This is a genomic window from Alkalilimnicola ehrlichii MLHE-1 (assembly GCF_000014785.1).
Lineage (GTDB): Bacteria > Pseudomonadota > Gammaproteobacteria > Nitrococcales > Halorhodospiraceae > Alkalilimnicola > Alkalilimnicola ehrlichii.
This window is the reverse complement of record NC_008340.1, coordinates 1-16,006: the sequence shown is the minus strand read 5'-3', so window position 1 is coordinate 16,006 and position 16,006 is coordinate 1. Positions and strand designations below refer to the sequence as shown.

Below are 16,006 nucleotides of genomic sequence, written 5' to 3'. Positions count from 1 at the left end.
GCTCGGAATGTCGATGCAGGCCCTTGCAAGCAGGTTGCATGCCAATCGTGAGATTCCCCGAGCCTCTGCGGGTTAGGGGACCTGCGCCCCGTCGCCAGGCAGTATAACCGCACCAGGATGGCGCGTCTTTCCGCGTTGTTGCACCAATAGGGTGCGCATCACCTGGGCGATGGACCGCCGGGCCGGCCATTGGGCACCCCCCTGAGGCGGCCTGCACCAATCCAAGACATCCCGGCGGGGCGCCTGCAAGGAGGCGGGCAGACCCGGTATACTGATCGGCTTATCCGAGGCAAGCCGAACAGATTGGGGGTTACCTTGTCCCTGAGTGTCAGAAACGAAAAGGACAGCGCGGCCGGTCAGGTGCGTACATTCCAGGGCCTGATCCTCGCCCTGCAGCGGTTCTGGGCCGAGCGGGGCTGCGTGGTGTTGCAGCCGCTGGATCAGGAGGTGGGCGCCGGTACTTTCCACCCGGCCACCTTCCTGCGCGCCATCGGGCCGGAGCCCTGGCATTCGGCCTACGTCCAGCCCTCCCGCCGGCCCACCGACGGCCGCTACGGCGAGAACCCCAACCGTTTGCAGCACTACTACCAGTTCCAGGTGGTGCTCAAACCGTCACCGGCCGACATCCAGGAGCAGTACCTGGACTCCCTGCGCTTCCTGGGCCTCGACCCGCTGACCCACGACATCCGTTTCGTGGAGGACAACTGGGAGTCCCCGACCCTGGGCGCCTGGGGCCTGGGCTGGGAGGTCTGGCTCAACGGCATGGAGATCACCCAGTTCACCTACTTCCAGCAGGTGGGCGGCCTCGACTGCCACCCGGTGATGGGCGAGATCACCTACGGACTGGAACGCATCGCCATGTACCTGCAGGGGGTGGAGAGCGTCTACGACCTGCTCTGGGCCGACAGTCCGGAGGGTCCGGTGACCTACGGCGACGTCTTCCTGCAGAACGAGCGGGAGATGTCCGCCTACAACTTCGAGCAGGCGCCGGTGGAGGCGCTGTTTCAGGCCTTCGAGACCTATGAGCGGGAGTGTGAGCGCCTGATCGAAGGCGACCTGCCGTTGCCTGCCTACGAGATGACCCTCAAGGCGTCTCACACCTTCAATCTGCTCGACGCCCGCCACGCCATCTCGGTCACCGAACGCCAAGGCTACATCCTGAGGGTGCGCAGTATGGCGCGGGCGGTGGCCCAGGCCTATTACGACCGCCGTGAGTCACTGGGCTTCCCCCTCTGCCGCGAGCCGCAAAAGGAGAACGCGAATGGCTGAGTCCACCCGCACACTGCTCATCGAGATCGGTACCGAGGAGCTGCCGCCGGTGGCCCTGCCCAGGCTGGAGGCGGCCTTCCGCGACGGTGTGGTGCAGGGCCTGGAGCAGGCGGAGCTGGGGCACGGCCCGGTGCACAGCTACGCCACCCCGCGCCGGCTGGCACTGCAGGTGGAGGCCCTGCAGGCCCGCCAGGAGGACAAGGCGATCGAACGCCGCGGTCCCGCGCTGAACGTCGCCTTTGACGACCACGGCCGGCCCACCAAGGCTGCCGAGGGCTTTGCCCGCTCCTGTGGCGCCACGGTGGAGCAGCTGGAGCGTCTGGAGACCCCCAAAGGCACTTGGCTCGCCTGGCGCGGTGTGCAGCCCGGCCGCGCGGCCACGGAGTTGCTCCCTGACATCGTCAACCAGAGCCTCTCCCGCCTCCCCATTCCCAAGCGGATGCGCTGGGGCAGCGGCCAGGCCACCTTCGTGCGGCCGGTCCATTGGATCGTCTTCCTGCTCGGCGCCGACGTGGTACCGGCCACGCTGATGGATGTGACGTCCGGCCGGACCACCCGCGGCCACCGCTTCCATGCCCCGGAGCCCATCGAGCTGGCCAGCGCCGATGACTACGCCGAGCGGCTGCGGGGCGAGGGCCGGGTGGAGGCGAGCTTCGAGGCGCGGCGGGAGAGGATCCGACGCGGTGTGCTGCGGCTGGCCGAGCAGGAGCAGGGGGTAGCGATCATGGACGAGGGCCTGCTCGATGAGGTGACGGCCCTGGTGGAGTGGCCCGTGCCGCTGGTGGGCAGCTTCGACCCCGGCTTCCTGGAGGTGCCCGAGGAAGCGTTGATCTCCAGCATGCAAGGCCACCAAAAGTATTTCCCCGTCCGCGGCCAGGACGGTCAGCTGTTGCCGCTGTTCATTACCGTGGCCAACATCGAGAGCCGCGATCCGGATCAGGTCCGCTCCGGCAACGAGCGGGTGATCCGGCCCCGGCTGGCGGACGCCGACTTCTTCTGGCAACAGGATCGCAAGCGCCCCCTCATCGATCGGCTGGCCGATCTCAAGGGGGTGATCTTCCAGAAGCAGCTCGGCACCCTTTACGACAAGACCCAACGGGTCGCGCATCTGGCCGAACAATTGGCGGTGGAGATGGATCACGACCCGGCGCCGGTGGCCCGCGCCGCCTGGCTGGCCCGCTGCGACCTGGGCACGGAGATGGTCGGTGAGTTTCCCGAGCTCCAGGGCATCATGGGCCGTTACTACGCCCTCCACGACGGGGAACCCAAGGCCGTCGCCGACGCCATTCTCGAACACTACCGCCCGCGCTACGCCGGCGAGGCCATACCAGCCACCCCGGCGGGCCGTCTGCTGGCGATCGCCGAGCGCGCCGACACCCTGGCCGGTATCTTTGCCATCGGCCTGGCCCCCACTGGCGACAAGGACCCCTTTGCCCTGCGCCGCGCGGCCCTCGGCTTGATGCGGACGCTGATCGAGGGGGAGCTGCCGCTGGACCTGGAGGGGCTGCTGGGTCGGGCCGCGGTATTGCTGCCAGAGGGTATCGCCGGGCGCAGCATTGCCGAGGAGGTCTACGATTTCTGCCTTGAGCGCCTGCGCGGCTACTACCAGGAGCAGGGGATCGGCGCGGAGCTGTTCGAGGCGGTGCTTGCGGTTCGGCCCCGCTGCCCGTTGGATTTCCACCGCCGGTTGCTGGCCTGCCGCCGCTTCGCCGGCCTGCCGGAGGCGGAGGCCCTGGCCGCGGCCAACAAGCGGATCGGCAACATCCTGCGCAAGGCCGGGGAGACGGTGCCGGACACCGTCGCTTCAGCACAGCTCAAGGAGCCGGCGGAACAGGCCCTGGCCCGGAGCCTGGAGGCGACCCGGGAGCAACTGCAGCCCCGGCTCGCCGAAGGCGATTACGCCGGCGCCCTGGAGGGGCTGGCACGGCTGCGTGAGCCTGTCGACACCTTCTTTGACGACATCCTGGTCATGGCCGAGGACCCGGGCGTGCGGGTCAACCGCCTGGCGCTGCTCAAGGCCATTCAGGCCCTGTTCCTGGAAATCGCCGATGTCTCACGACTGCCCGGCCGCTAACCGCCCGCCACTGGTCATCCTCGACCGGGACGGGGTAATCAACCAGGACTCCGACGCCTATATCAAGGCGCCGGAGGAGTGGCGGGTGATCCCCGGCAGTGCCGAGGCAATCGCCCGCCTCAACCGCGCCGGCGTGCCGGTGGCCGTGTGCACCAATCAGAGCGGGATCGGTCGCGGGCTGTTCGACGACGCCACCTACCGGGCCATCACCGCCCATATGCACGCAGTGCTGGCCCGGGCCGGTGCGCGGATCGACGCGGTGTTTCACTGCCCCCACCGCCCGGAGGACCGCTGTGAGTGTCGCAAGCCGCGGCCCGGGCTACTGCTGCAGGCGGCCGCCCACTTTGACTGCCCGCTGGACGGGGTGCCGGTGATCGGAGACAGCCTGCGCGACCTGGAGGCCGGCCGCGCGGTCAATGCCCGGCCCATGCTGGTGCGTACCGGCAAGGGGGCGCGGACCCTGGCCCAGGGGTTGCCCTGGGCGGTGGCGGTCTATGACGATCTGGCCGAGGCGGTGGCGGCACTCATAGGGGAATGGGGGATAGCGTCATGAGAGGGGCCCGGGTGGTCTTTGCCAGCGTGCTGCACCAGGCGCTATTGGTGATCACGCTGCCGGTGTGGGGACTGTTGGCACTGCTGACCCTTCCCTTGCCCTATCGACTGCGCTACCGCCTGATCACCAGCTGGGGTCACCTGCAGCTCTGGACCCTGGAGCGGCTCTGCCGGGTCCGGGTCCGGGTTGAGGGCCTGGCGCATCGGCCGGAGCAACCCTGCGTGGTCATGGCCAAGCACCAGTCTGCGTGGGAGACGCTCGGGCTGCTGAGATGGTTTCAACCGCAGACCTGGGTGCTGAAGCGCGAGCTGATGCGCATCCCGGTGTTCGGCTGGGGGCTGGCGCTGCTTCAGCCCATCGCTATCGACCGCGGCTCCGGGGCCCTGGCCCGACGCCAGGTGGTGGAACAGGGACGGGAACGGTTGCGGGCGGGCCGCTGGGTGATCATCTTTCCGGAGGGCACCCGCGTGCCGGCCGGCCGCAAGGGGCGCTACCGCGCCGGCGGTGCCATTCTGGCCTGCGAGACCGGCACCCCGATCCTACCGGTAGCACACAACGCCGGCGAGATCTGGCCACGGGGCTCCATCATCAAACAACCCGGGGAGATCCGGGTGCGGATCGGCCCGGCGATCGCCACCGAGGGACGGCAGGTCGGCGAGGTCCTGGCCGAGGTCGAGGCGTGGATTGAGGCGCAGATGCCGGAGATCAGCGAGCGCGGCTACCCCGGCACCCTCTACACCCGTTCCTTCCGGAAGTAGCCGGCCACCGGTTCAACCGCCCCCGGCGTCATCGAGCAGGGCGCGCAGGCCGAGGAGGGTGGCACCCTCCGGGTCGCGGATGAGCAGGACCGGAATGGCCGTGAGGTAATCGCGAAACCGTCCCTTGGCCCGGAAGCGCTCGAGGAAGGCGGACTCCTGCATCGGTTGCCACAGCGCTGGCAGCATCCCTCCGGCAAGGTAGAGACCGCCGCGGGCGCCGAGGGTCAACGCCAGGTTGCCGGCAAACCCGCCAAGCAGGCTGAAGAACCGCTGGATGGTCTCAGTCGCCCGGGGATCGCCGGCGCGCCCCGCCTCGGTGATCGCCTTCGGATCGTCACAGGGCGCCCCATGCAGCACGGCGTGCAGCCGGCAGAGCCCGGCACCGCACAGTACCGCCTCCGCCGACACGTGATCCAACTGCTGCCGCAGGCGATCGATCAGGGTGCTCTCCGCCACATCGCCCGGTGCCAGGGTGACATGCCCCCCTTCACAGGCGAGCGCCGACCAACCCGCCGGGCAGGGCACGGCGGCAGCCACCCCCAAGCCGGTACCGGGACCCAGAACCGCCCGCGGCGCCCCCGGCTCGGCAACACCCGGCGCCAACGGCCGCACCGAGGAAGCGCAGAGCAGGGGGAGGGCACGGGCGAGCGCCTGAAAGTCATTGTAGAGGTGCACGGCATCGAGCCCGAGGGCGCGGGCCAGGCTGCCGTCGTGCAGCATCCAGCTTCGGTTCGTCAACTGAACACGCCCGCCCTGGACCGGGCCGGCCACGGCGATCGCCAGGGTCGTGGGGCGGGCTGGTGCGACCTGAGCGAGAAAATGCTGCAGACCGGAAAGGGGATCGCCAAGCTCGCTGTTACGGTAGCGGTGCCTTTGCTGCGGTTCCCCGCCCGGCGTCGCGAGGGCGATACGGGTATGGGTGCCGCCGATGTCGGCCAGGAGGTAAGAGCTCATGGCGCTCACCCGGACGCACCGGCCGCCGTCTGCAGGGCCTGCAGGTAGTCGTCACGCCAACAGGTAATGTCCTGCTCGCGCAGGCACCGGATCATGCGGGTCCAACGCTCACGCCGCTCCGCTAACGGCATGGTCAGCGCCTGGTGAAGCCGCTCCGCCACCTCATCGGGATCGTAGGGGTTGACCAGAACCGCCGCGTCCAGCTCGCGCGCCGCCCCGGCCAAATGCGAGAGGACCAACACACCCGGGTCGTCCGGATCCTGGGCGGCCACGAACTCCTTGGCCACGAGGTTCATACCGTCGCGCATAGGGGTGACCAGCCCGACATGGGCCCGGGACAGAAACCCGAGCACGTTCGCCCGGTGGAAGCCGCGGTTCAGGTACCGCAGCGGGGCCCAGTCGTACTCGGCGAACTGGCAGTTGAGGTGACCCGCCTGGTACTCCAGTTCGCGGCGAATCTCGTCGTACTCCGGCACCTCACCCCGCGATATCGGCGCAATCTGCAGGTAAACGACCCGCGCCCGGTGCTCCCGGCGGCGCTCCAGCATACGCCGATAGGCTTCGAAGCGGATATCCAGCCCCTTGCTGTAATCCAGGCGGTCAACACCGATGATCAGGCGTCTGTCCCCAAGGCTGGCCTGCAACCGGCGTCCCTGCTGCGAGTAGAAGCCGTGCCGGGCGTGGGCGGCCACAGAGTCCACGTCGATACCGATCGGGAAGACGCCGATGTGGACCACCCGGCCGCGGTAGCGCGCCCGGGCCGTGTCGATCACCTCGATGGCGTCGGTGTGGCGCAGACAGTCCAGGAAGTTGTCACGATCCAGGTCGGTTTGGAAGCCCACCAGGTCATGGGCGCAGAGGGCTTCCAGCAGGGCCTGGTGATCCGGCAATGCGCGGTAGACATCCCAAGCCGGGAAGGGGGTGTGGAGGAAAAAGCCCAGGGGGTTAGTGATCCCCCGCTCCCGCAACATCTGGCCCAGGGGAATGAAGTGGTAATCGTGGATCCAGATGGGCGACTCGGCGTCCGGTAGATCGGGCAGCCGATCCGCGAACAGGCGGTTGACGGCCCAGTACCCTTCCCGATCCGCCCGTTGGCAGTGGACATAGGGCAAGCGGTAATGGAACAGGGGCCAGAGCACCTGGTTGGAGAAGCCGAGATAGAACCGCTCGTACTCGGCACGAGTCAGGCGCAGGGTGGCGTAGCGCACGCCGTTGGCGTTCTGCACCGCCAGTGGGCGGGGATCGGGTAACCGGGGTTCGTGGCGACCGTCCCAACCGAACCAGAGCCCACCGCCATCCTCCAGTGCACTGCGCAGACCCACCGCCAGTCCGCCTTGGGCCCCCTGGAGCTGGCTGGGCAGGGCAACCCGGTTCGATATGGTGATCAACGACATGGACTACCTCCGCACCGGGCGATAGAGCGGCCCGGCGCCATTGTCATCCATCCCTCAGTAGGCCTGCTCCCACGGTTTGCTCAGTCGCATCGCCGAATTGATCAGACCCACCATGCTATAGGTCTGGGGGAAGTTCCCCCAAAGCTCCCCCGTGTAGGGGTCGATATCCTCGGAAAGCAGGCCCACGTGATTACGGCAGGCCAGCAGCTTCTCGAACAGCGCCCTCGCCTCCTCCCGCCGGCCGGTGGCGGCCAGGGCGTCGACATACCAGAAGGTGCAGGTGGTGAACGCCGTGGTCGGTTTTCCGAAGTCGTCTTCATGAATATAGCGGAAAAGAAAATCACCGTGACGCAGTTCGCCTTCAAGGGCCACCACTGTCTGGGTAAGGCGGGGATCCCCCGGTTTGAGAAACCCCAGGTCATAGAGCTGCGTCAGGCTGGCGTCCAGGACCTCGCCTCCGAAGGTGGCGACATAGGACTGGCGGCGGGGGTTCCAGGCGCGCTCCCGGATGGTCCGGCGTATCCGATGGGCCCGGGTGATCCAATAGGTGGCCCGGTCCGGCAGGTTCAGCTCCCGGGCGATGGCCGCCAGGGCATTGACCCCGGCCCAGCACATGGTGGCGGAGAAGGTATGCACCCCGGCCATGCCGCGAAACTCCCAGAGCCCGGCATCCGGCTGCTCGTGGACCGCCACCGCCTGCTCCCCCAGAACCTCCAGCCGCCGGAACAGGGGTTCATCGCCCATGCGGCGGAGCCTGCGGTCGAAGAAGAGGTGGGCGGTGGCAAGGATCACCGCGCCGTAGACGTCGTTCTGCTGCTGCTCATAGGCCTGGTTCCCCACCCGGACCGGGCCCATGCCGCGGTAACCTGGTAGGCCCTCGGCGACGTACTCATCCAGATCGTCCCGGCCGTTGATCCGATACACCGGCCGCAGGGGCCGCTGACCGTTGGACGCGGTGGTGTTGATGATGAAGCGGGCGTAGTCCTCCAGGGTCTTGGTGGCACCCAGGCGATTGAGGGCATTGATGACGAAATAGGCGTCGCGCAGCCAGCAGTAGCGGTAGTCCCAGTTCCGGGTGGTATGCGGCGCCTCCGGTAACGAGGTGGTCACCGCGGCGATGACCGCCCCAGTGTCTTCATAGGTATTGAGTTTGAGGGTGATGGCGGCGCGGATTACCGCCTCCTGCCATTCGAAGGGCACGGCCAGGTAGCGGACCCACTCCTGCCAGTAGTGAGTGGTGCGCTCGTAGAACTGGCTGGCGGCCTCGTGCGGGGAGAGCGGCAGGGTCTCGTCCGGTCCCAGGATCAAGGTAAAGACCTGATCCACCACCACCGGCGTCTCGTCAAGAATGGCGGTCAGTGAGGCGTTGGTAGTAAGGCGCAGCACCTGCTCGCCCGAGACGTAGCGGATGTGATTGCTTCCGTGGGTGATGATCGGTCGGGTCGTGCCGTAGTCGAACACCGGCCGGACCACCATCCGGACGCGGGGAGCGCCCCCCAGGCAGCGCACCTGGCGCACCAGGGTCACCGGATGGAAGCTGCGGCCGAACTGTTTGAATCGGGGTGCAAAATCGAGGACCTCCACAACCCCGCCCTGGTGGTCGTAGAGGCGGGTGCGGAGGATGGCGGTGTTGCGGTCGTAGGCCTGTTCACTGCGGGCAAGGCCCTCGAGAAGGATGGCGAAACGGCCGTGGCCGTCACCGACACCGGGGTCCCCAAGGAGACTGCAGAACACCGGATCACCGTCGAACCGGGGCATACAGGCCCAGGTAACCTCGGCCTCCCGGTTGACCAGGGCAGCGAAGCTGCAATTGCCGATTAGCGCCTGGTTGAGATCAGTCACCGTGCTCCCCCCTGATAGCGGCGGCCGGACGATTTCCTCGGAGCCAGTCGATCACCGCCGGTTGATCGGGCAGGCGCCAGCGCGCCTCGGTGTGACCGGCACCCACCTTAATGCTATAGCCGCCCAGGGCATTCACTGCCACAAAGGCGTGTTCATCCGTCAGGTCATCGCCCAGGTAGACCGGGGCCCGGCTGGCGAACGGGGCCTCGGCCATAAAGTGTCTGACCGCCCGGCCCTTGTCCCCGTCGGCCGGGCGAAGTTCGTAGACGCACTTGCCGGCTTGCAGCGTGAGCTGACCGGCGGCGCCGGCCGCGATCTCACTCAGGGCCCGCTGGATCGGCATTTGGTATTCGGGCGCCCGGCGGAAGTGAACGGCAAGGGCGATGCCCTTCTCCTCGACGAAGGTTCCCGGGTAGGCGGCGGTGAGGGCGCGGAGGCGATCGCGAAGGGCCGTCATGAGCCGCGGCGAGGGCGCAGAGGGCCGGTGGTAGCGGCCGGCGGGATCGCGCCATTCCGCCCCGTGCACCCCCGCCACCGGCAGGCGCAGCGGCTCGACGACCCGGTCGACGGCGGAGATGGTGCGGCCACTGACCAGGGCGACGGCGCCGCCACTGAGCGCCATCAGCTCGCGCAGGACGGTGCGGCCACAAGCGTCCAGCGTGGCGTCGTCGGGATGGGGGACGATGGGGAGGAGGGTGCCGTCGAGATCGAGGAAGAAGGCCAGGTCCGGTCGCCGCCAGAGGTGCGTCTTGTGCCCAGAGTCCATGGCCCGGCCCTCTCCCCCACGGACGGATCAGATGTCCAGGTTGGCCACCGTCAGGGCATTCTGTTCGATGAAATCCCGGCGAGGCTCCACCTGGTCGCCCATGAGGGTGGTGAAGATCTCGTCGGAGGCCACCGCATCCTCGATGGTCACCCGCAACAGGCGGCGGGTGTCGGGGTTCATCGTGGTCTCCCAGAGTTGATCCGGATTCATCTCACCCAACCCCTTGTAGCGCTGGATGCTCTGGCCCCGGCGGGCCTCATCCATCAGCCAGTCCACCACCTCCTGCAGGGTGGCCACCGGCTTACGCCGTTCGCCCCGCTGGATGAAACCACCGTCACCGAACAGGCCATGGAGTTGCTCGGCCAGCCGCTTGAGGGTTTCGTACTCGGCAGAGAGGAAGAAGGCCGAGTTGAAGGTATAGGGGTAGAGGATGCCGTGCATCCGCTTGATGACCCGCGCCTCTTTGAAGCCGCCCTCGGTGCCCAGCTGCAGGTCCAGGGTATAGGTGACCGACTTGTCCTGCTGGGCATTGGCCCGCTCCACCAGGGTCTCGAACCATCGGGTCATGGCCGCGCCGTCGGCGAAGTCCTGCTCCGAGACCGGCGCCAGGGCGGTCATCTCTGACAGCAGGGTCGGGTCCCAGCGCCGACGCATATGGTCGACCAGGTCCATTGCCTCCAGGTAGCGGCGCGCCAGGCGGCCCAACGCCTCACCGGAGATGGGCGGAGCGCCCTCCTGGCTGTGCAGGCTGGCATCGGCGAGGGCGATCTGGAGCAGGTATTCGGTGAGTTCCGCCTCGTCTTTGACGTAATGCTCCTGCTTGCCGCGCTTGACCTTATACAGTGGCGGCTGGGCGATGTAGACGTGACCCCGCTCCACCAATTCGCGCATCTGGCGGTAAAAGAAGGTCAGGAGCAGGGTCCGGATGTGGGAGCCGTCCACGTCCGCGTCGGTCATGATGATGATGCGGTGATAGCGCAGCTTGTCCGGGTCGAACTCGTCCTTACCGATACCGCAGCCCAGGGCAGTGATCAGGGTGCCCACCTCCACGGAGGCGAGCATCTTGTCGAAGCGAGCCTTCTCCACATTCAGGATCTTGCCCTTCAGGGGCAGGATGGCCTGATAACGGCGATCACGGCCCTGCTTGGCGGAGCCGCCGGCGGAGTCACCCTCCACCAGGTAGATCTCGGACTGGGCGGGGTCCTTTTCCTGGCAATCGGCCAGCTTGCCCGGCAGGCCGGCAACGTCCAGCACCCCCTTACGCCGGGTCATCTCACGGGCCTTGCGGGCGGCCTCGCGGGCGCGGGAGGCGTCGATGATCTTCTCCGCAATGGCCTTGGCCTCGGCGGGATTCTCGTAAAGGAAGTCGTTAAAGGCCTCGGCCAGCACCCCCTCTACGATGCCCTTGATCTCAGAGGAGACCAGCTTGTCCTTGGTCTGACTGGAGAACTTAGGGTCGGGTGCCTTGACCGAGACCACCGCCGTCAGGCCCTCACGGATATCGTCCCCGGTGGGGGTAACCTTGAGCTTCTTGGCGTAGCCCTGCGCCTCCAGGTACTGGTTCAGGGTCCGGGTGAGTGCGGCGCGGAAACCGGACAGGTGGGTACCGCCGTCGCGTTGGGGGATGTTATTGGTGAAACAGAAGATATTCTCCTGGTAGGAGTCGTTCCACTGCATGGCCACATCCACGCCGACGCTCTCCCGCATACCCGCAAGGTAGAAAACCGTCGGATGGAGCGGGTCCTTATTGCGGTTGAGGTGCTCGACGAAGGCCTTGATGCCGCCGGCGTACTCAAAGACATCTTCCTTCTCGGTGCGCTCGTCCTTCAGGGCGATGCGCACCCCGGGGTTGAGGAAGGAGAGCTCGCGGAACCGTTTGGCGAGAATGTCGTAGTTGTACTGGGTCTGGGTGAAGACCTCGCGGCTTGGCAGGAAGGTTAGTCGGGTGCCCGTCTCCTGGGTCTCGCCCACTACCTTCAGCGGTTCCACCGGGACACCCATCCGGTACTCCTGGGTATGCACCTTGCCGTTGCGCTGGATTACCAGGCGCAGGCGCTCGGAAAGGGCGTTGACCACCGAGACGCCGACACCGTGCAGGCCACCGGAGACCTTGTAGCTGTTGTCGTCAAACTTACCGCCGGCATGCAGGACGGTCATGATGACCTCGGCGGCGGAACAACCTTCCTCGGTGTGGATGTCCACCGGGATACCCCGACCGTTGTCGGCAACGGTGACGGAGTTATCGCCATGGATGGTCACCTGGATCTCGCTGCAGTAGCCCGCCAGGGCCTCGTCCACAGAGTTGTCCACCACCTCGAACACCATATGGTGCAGTCCGGTGCCGTCATCGGTGTCACCGATGTACATCCCGGGACGCTTGCGGACGGCGTCGAGGCCACGGAGGACCTTGATACTGTCGGAGTCGTAGCTGGTTTGCTCGGTCATGGGGTCACGCTCTCTGGATTAAGGGAACGAGTATATCACCCGGAGCAAGGGCGGGGCCCAGGCCTATCGGGTCAGCCGGCCGCCGGCGGCGGGCCGGAGTGAATACGGCCCTGTTCCACGTGGAACCATTGCGCGGCGTCGGGGGCGAGGGGGATATCGCCCGGCTCAATGGCGGTCAGGAAGGCCTGATTGCCACTGGAGGCGATCGCCTCCACCACGGCGGCACGCCGCGCCGGGTCGAGCTCCGCAGCGAGGTCATCCACCAACAAGGTGAGCGACTGGCCGGTCAGGGTGTGGGTAACCGCTGCCTGGGCGAGCAGCAGGGCGAGCACCAGAAGCTTTTGCTGTCCGCGCGAGAGCCGGTGCTGGGCCTCGACACCGGCCACGCGGAAACTCAGATCGGCGCGATGCGGCCCACTGTTGGTGAACCCCCGCTGACGATCCAACTCCCGCTGGGCTTCAAGGCGATCAGCGAGCGGCTCGTCGCTCCGCCAGCCCGGGCGGTAATGGAGGGCCACCGGTTCGTCCGGCAGCCAGCGGCGGACCAAGGCCGACCAGCGCGGCTCCAGGGCGTCGATGAGGTGGCGCCGGTTACGGTCGATGGTGTCGGCCGTTTCGATGAGGCCCTCGTCGTAGGCCCACGCCAAGCGGGACTCGCCCGCCTTGAGGGCAGCATTGCGCTGCCGGAGGGCGCGGACGTAACGGCCCCACACAGTTGAGAACTGTGGTTCCACGTGGAACACCGCCCAGTTCAAAAAACTGCGCCGCACGGCAGGGCCGTCCAGCAATAACCGCTGGTGCTCACTATTGATGACCTGCACCGGTAGGTAGCGGGCCAGTTCGGAAAGGCTTCGCCCGTCCCGACCGTCCAGACGGACCTGCGTCTCCTGGCTGTCCCGGGCGACCCCGATGGTATGCCCCTGAGTCTGAGCCCGAACCCACAAGGCCTCATGACCGTTCCCGATCATTTGCGCCGTCCGCGTGGCGCGGAAGGACCGGGTCCGCGCCACGAAGTAGATGGCCTCCAACAGGCTCGTCTTCCCCGCGGCGTTGGCACCCACCACCACGTTGATTCCGGCGCCAGGCGTAAGCTCAAACGGCTGGAGGTTGCGCACCCCTTCGGCCGCCAGTGACATAATGCCCATCACCACCCGGGGCGTTTGCCGACCACCGCCATTACGCCTGTCACCGTTTCGGCGCTCACAGGCGCATGGGCATGACGACGTACCTTGAGGTCTGGTCGTCTACCCCTTGGATCAGCCCACTGCTCGCGCTGTCCCGGAGTGTCAGGCGAACATCCTCATCGTCCAACGCCCCCAGCGCATCGAGCACATACCCGGCATTGAAGCCGACCTCCAGCGGGGCCCCGCCGTAGTCGACCGAGACCTCCTCTTCGGCCTCCTCCTGCTCGGGGTTGTGCGATGCGACCTTGAGCGTACCACCGTCGAGCAGGAACCGGACACCGCGGTACTTTTCGTTGGATAGGATCGAGACCCGGAGGAGGGCGTGGCGAAGGTCCTCCCGATTCACTGTCGCGGGGGTCTCGGTGGCCTCCGGCACCACCCGACGGTAGTCCGGGAAGCGGCCATCGATCAATTTGGAGGTGAACCGGACGTCCCCGAGCTTGACCCGGATATGGTTGTCGCCCAACTCCAGGTCGGCCCCCTCATCGCTGTGATCCAACAACCGTAACAGTTCCTGAACCCCCTTGCGCGGGACAATCACCTGACGCGGTGCCTCGACCCCGGTGTCGATGGCTTGCTCGGCCAGTGCCAGGCGGTGGCCGTCGGTGGCCACCATGCGCGCCATCGCCGGTTCCAGCTCCACCATCAGCCCGTTCAGATAGTACCGGACATCCTGCACGGCCATGGAAAAGTGTGTGCGCTCAATCAGCTTCCTCAGTTGCCCCTGGGGCAGCCGCACGGTCTCCCGGGCGCCAATGTCTTCGATGCTCGGGTAATCGTCCGCCGACAGTGTGGCGAGGGTGAACCGACTCCGCCCGGCCCGCAGACTCGCCCGTTCGCCGTCGACCTGAAGCTGGATCTGACTCTGATCCGGCAGGTTGCGACAAATATCCAGCAGCTTCCTCGCCGGCAGTGTGATGTCCCCGCCTTCCGTGACTTGGCAGGGCAGACTGGCGACCAGTTCCACTTCCAGATCGGTAGCGGTCAGCCGGGCCAGGCCGTCGCCCAACTCCAGGCGGACGTTGGCCAGCACCGGCAGGGTCTGCCGTCGTTCCACGACGCCGATGATGGCTTGTAGAGGCTTGAGCAGGTCTTCGCGTTGGATATCGATGCGCATGCCGATCCCTAATAATCAATATGTAGATAAGTAAAGACTGTTGTTATTACTGTGTGCACAGCACGCTGTGCATAAGTTTTTATTCCCTTTTTCAATCAATAGGTTGCTTCTGTTTTCCGGGGTGAGTAAGCGGGCGGTTTGCCTGGGGACCGCTGTGGAACAATCTGTGGATAAGATTGGTCGCATCGGTCCGCTCGGTTTCGTCCCGGGGTTATCCACATCATGTGCTGAGGGTTCTCAACAGGTTGCTATAGTCTTCCTCGATCCGGCTGTCCTCGGCGCAGAGCGACTCCACCTTTCGGCAGGCGTGCAGCACGGTGGTGTGGTCACGTCCGCCGAAGGCGTCACCGATCTCCGGCAGGGAGTGGCTGGTCAACTCCTTGGCCAGCGCCATCGCCATCTGCCGGGGGCGGGTGATGGATCGACTGCGCCGTTTTGACAGGAGGTCCGCCACCCGGATCTTGTAATACTCGGCCACGGTCTTTTGGATGTTGTCGATAGTCACCAGCTTGTCCTGCAGCGCCAGCAGATCGCGCAGGGCCTCCTTGGTGAACTCCACGGTGATCTCCTGGCCGGTGAACTGGGCGTTGGCCACTACTCGTCGCAGGGCCCCTTCGAGTTCACGGATATTGGAGCGAATCCGCTTGGCGATGAAGAAGGCCACCTCATGAGGCAGGTCCACGCCCTCCTGTAGCGCCTTACTCATCAGGATGGCGACCCGGGTTTCCAGTTCCGGGGGCTCAATGGCCACTGTCAGCCCCCAGCCGAAGCGCGATTTGAGTCGCTCCTCCAGGCCGTTGACCTCCTTGGGATACCGGTCGCAGGTCATGATGACCTGCTGTTCGCCCTCCAGCAGGGCGTTGAAGGTATGGAAAAACTCTTCCTGAGAGCGCTCCTTGCGGGCAAAGAACTGAATATCGTCGATCAGTAGTGCATCCACCATGCGGTAGTGGCGCTTGAATTCGTTGATGGCGTTGTGCTGCAGGGCCTTCACCATGTCGGCAACGAAGCGCTCCGAGTGTAGGTAGAGCACCCGGGCCTCAGGCCGCCGGCGCAGCATGGCGTTGCCCACGGCGTGCATCAGGTGGGTCTTGCCCAGCCCCACACCGCCGTAGAGGAACAGCGGGTTGTAGGCGGTGCCCGGGTTCTCCACCACCTGCATGCTGGCGGCCCGGGCGAGCTGGTTGGATTTGCCCTCGACGAAGGTGTCGAAGGTGAAGTTACTGTTCAGGTTGCTGGCCGCTGAACGGGTGGCCGGCGTCTGGTCGGCCGCTGCCGAGGGGCTGGGTGTGGTCACCGAAACCTGGCGGCGCCGCGGCGGGGCCACCACCGCACTGCTACCGATCTGCAGTTCGAGGCGGGGCGGACGGTCCGGGCGCTGCGCACTCAACAGCTCAGTGATGCGGTCGGCGAAGTGGGCCTTGACCCAGTCGAGGACGAAGCGGTTGGGCGCCAGCAGGCGCAGCCGATCCTCTTCCTCCTGGGCCTGCAGCGGTCGGATCCAAGTGTTGAGTTGCTGGTCCGGGATCTCCTGCTCCAAACGGCGCAGGCATTGTTTCCAGAGCGAATTCTCCATGGATAAACGGCGTACCTCGACACGGGATAGCGTCTGCGGGTGGGTGTGCCCCGAGTGTACCGACGGGCCGGAGA

The 16,006-nt window shown here is 66.4% G+C and carries 12 protein-coding genes; 4 read left to right on the top strand and 8 right to left on the bottom strand.

Going from position 1 to position 16,006, the window contains the following annotated elements; genetic code table 11:
- The first annotated feature begins 315 nt into the window (after window positions 1-315).
- From glyQ to MLG_RS00055, 4 genes are read left to right on the top strand one after another with little or no spacing between them, the layout of a single operon-like run.
- Window positions 316-1,269 carry a glycine--tRNA ligase subunit alpha gene (gene glyQ / locus MLG_RS00070; RefSeq protein WP_011627767.1) on the top strand — a complete coding sequence of 318 codons (954 nt, stop codon included), beginning with the start codon at window positions 316-318 and terminating at the stop codon, window positions 1,267-1,269.
- Entirely contained in the window at window positions 1,262-3,343 is a 2,082-nt protein-coding gene (glyS, locus tag MLG_RS00065) for a glycine--tRNA ligase subunit beta (protein ID WP_011627766.1), read from the top strand. Before glyQ ends, glyS begins: the two co-directional genes overlap by 8 nt.
- Window positions 3,318-3,896, top strand: coding sequence for a D-glycero-beta-D-manno-heptose 1,7-bisphosphate 7-phosphatase (gmhB, locus tag MLG_RS00060; RefSeq protein ID WP_011627765.1), 579 nt, complete (start codon window positions 3,318-3,320; stop codon window positions 3,894-3,896). Before glyS ends, gmhB begins: the two co-directional genes overlap by 26 nt.
- Window positions 3,893-4,654 (top strand): lysophospholipid acyltransferase family protein, encoded by a 762-nt coding sequence (locus MLG_RS00055; RefSeq protein ID WP_011627764.1) that lies wholly within the window; start codon window positions 3,893-3,895, stop codon window positions 4,652-4,654. Before gmhB ends, MLG_RS00055 begins: the two co-directional genes overlap by 4 nt.
- Window positions 4,655-4,666: 12 nt before the next feature.
- On the opposite strand, the gene MLG_RS00050 is transcribed toward MLG_RS00055, so the two are convergent.
- From MLG_RS00050 to dnaA, 8 genes are all read right to left on the bottom strand, one after another.
- Entirely contained in the window at window positions 4,667-5,608 is a 942-nt protein-coding gene (locus MLG_RS00050) for a glucokinase (RefSeq protein WP_011627763.1), read from the bottom strand.
- Between the two features lie 5 nt (window positions 5,609-5,613).
- On the bottom strand, window positions 5,614-7,002 hold the full coding sequence (locus MLG_RS00045; RefSeq protein ID WP_011627762.1) for an alpha,alpha-trehalose-phosphate synthase (UDP-forming): 1,389 nt from the start codon (window positions 7,000-7,002) through the stop codon (window positions 5,614-5,616).
- 54 nt (window positions 7,003-7,056) lie between these two features.
- Complete coding sequence (locus MLG_RS00040; RefSeq protein WP_011627761.1) at window positions 7,057-8,844, bottom strand: glycoside hydrolase family 15 protein; 1,788 nt, start codon at window positions 8,842-8,844, stop codon at window positions 7,057-7,059.
- Entirely contained in the window at window positions 8,837-9,610 is a 774-nt protein-coding gene (gene otsB, locus MLG_RS00035; RefSeq protein WP_011627760.1) for a trehalose-phosphatase, read from the bottom strand. Before otsB ends, MLG_RS00040 begins: the two co-directional genes overlap by 8 nt.
- A 27-nt stretch (window positions 9,611-9,637) precedes the next feature.
- The gene (gene gyrB, locus MLG_RS00030) at window positions 9,638-12,055 is read right to left on the bottom strand and encodes a DNA topoisomerase (ATP-hydrolyzing) subunit B (protein ID WP_011627759.1); all 2,418 of its coding nucleotides are present in this window, start codon (window positions 12,053-12,055) and stop codon (window positions 9,638-9,640) included.
- Between the two features lie 71 nt (window positions 12,056-12,126).
- Complete coding sequence (gene recF / locus MLG_RS00025) at window positions 12,127-13,191, bottom strand: DNA replication/repair protein RecF (RefSeq protein ID WP_011627758.1); 1,065 nt, start codon at window positions 13,189-13,191, stop codon at window positions 12,127-12,129.
- A 64-nt stretch (window positions 13,192-13,255) separates the two neighbouring features.
- Window positions 13,256-14,356 carry a DNA polymerase III subunit beta gene (dnaN, locus tag MLG_RS00020; RefSeq protein ID WP_011627757.1) on the bottom strand — a complete coding sequence of 367 codons (1,101 nt, stop codon included), beginning with the start codon at window positions 14,354-14,356 and terminating at the stop codon, window positions 13,256-13,258.
- A 220-nt stretch (window positions 14,357-14,576) separates the two neighbouring features.
- Window positions 14,577-15,932 carry a chromosomal replication initiator protein DnaA gene (gene dnaA / locus MLG_RS00015; protein WP_011627756.1) on the bottom strand — a complete coding sequence of 452 codons (1,356 nt, stop codon included), beginning with the start codon at window positions 15,930-15,932 and terminating at the stop codon, window positions 14,577-14,579.
- Between the last annotated feature and the right edge of the window lie 74 nt (window positions 15,933-16,006).

Coding starts and splice junctions, on each gene's coding strand:
- MLG_RS00050 (WP_011627763.1), bottom strand. CDS start 5,608: ATGAGCTCTTACCTCCTGGCCGACATCGGCGGCACCCATACCCGTATC.
- dnaA (WP_011627756.1), bottom strand. CDS start 15,932: ATGGAGAATTCGCTCTGGAAACAATGCCTGCGCCGTTTGGAGCAGGAG.
- MLG_RS00055 (WP_011627764.1), top strand. CDS start 3,893: ATGAGAGGGGCCCGGGTGGTCTTTGCCAGCGTGCTGCACCAGGCGCTA.
- gyrB (WP_011627759.1), bottom strand. CDS start 12,055: ATGACCGAGCAAACCAGCTACGACTCCGACAGTATCAAGGTCCTCCGT.
- gmhB (WP_011627765.1), top strand. CDS start 3,318: ATGTCTCACGACTGCCCGGCCGCTAACCGCCCGCCACTGGTCATCCTC.
- glyS (WP_011627766.1), top strand. CDS start 1,262: ATGGCTGAGTCCACCCGCACACTGCTCATCGAGATCGGTACCGAGGAG.
- recF (WP_011627758.1), bottom strand. CDS start 13,191: ATGTCACTGGCGGCCGAAGGGGTGCGCAACCTCCAGCCGTTTGAGCTT.
- MLG_RS00045 (WP_011627762.1), bottom strand. CDS start 7,002: ATGTCGTTGATCACCATATCGAACCGGGTTGCCCTGCCCAGCCAGCTC.
- dnaN (WP_011627757.1), bottom strand. CDS start 14,356: ATGCGCATCGATATCCAACGCGAAGACCTGCTCAAGCCTCTACAAGCC.
- otsB (WP_011627760.1), bottom strand. CDS start 9,610: ATGGACTCTGGGCACAAGACGCACCTCTGGCGGCGACCGGACCTGGCC.